A 510-nucleotide genomic window follows, 5' to 3' on the forward strand; every position below is an offset into this window, starting at 1 on the left:
ATATCGAAAAAATGGTTGCCGCCCGTAAACGCAATCGTCCAGTCATCGCCTGATTGCGCCTCGGGCTTTCCCATCCTTAGAATTCGAACTCATAGACATAGCTGAGCACTATCTTGGCATCGTCGTCCGGCAGATCCGTATCGGCCACCATAAAGGAGACTGAGCCTATGCCGGTTTCCTTGCTGATGGCCAAATGGTAGTCGGCGTAGTCGGAAACCCCGAACCAGCTCTGCACCACATCACCGTCTGAATAACCATAGTGTGCTGTCAGCGTCACGGTTTCCGTGATGGGATAGCTGAACCCGGCGTGGATATAGCTCAAATCCTTGTTATCCAGTGGCGCAGCGGCCACGTCATCACCGGCATTAACCACCTTGGCATAAGCCAACTCAAACCACTTCCAGCTGAGAGTCAGCGCCAGCTCACCAAAGTCGATATCGCCTTCGGCATCCGGGTAGCCATAGTAGAGATAGCTGATGTCATAGCCAAAGTCTTCGCCTAGGGTGCCGG

At 53.5% G+C, this 510-nt stretch carries 1 protein-coding gene; it reads right to left on the bottom strand.

What is annotated here, in order from left to right; all coding sequences use genetic code 11:
* Positions 1 to 76: 76 nt before the first annotated feature.
* On the bottom strand, positions 77 to 510 hold a 434-nt coding region (locus tag IEX22_RS16480), incomplete at its 5' end, for a TorF family putative porin (protein ID WP_229660128.1).

It is taken from the genome of Tersicoccus solisilvae (assembly GCF_014643255.1).
In the GTDB taxonomy this organism is placed as follows: Bacteria; Actinomycetota; Actinomycetes; order Actinomycetales; family Micrococcaceae; genus Tersicoccus; species Tersicoccus solisilvae.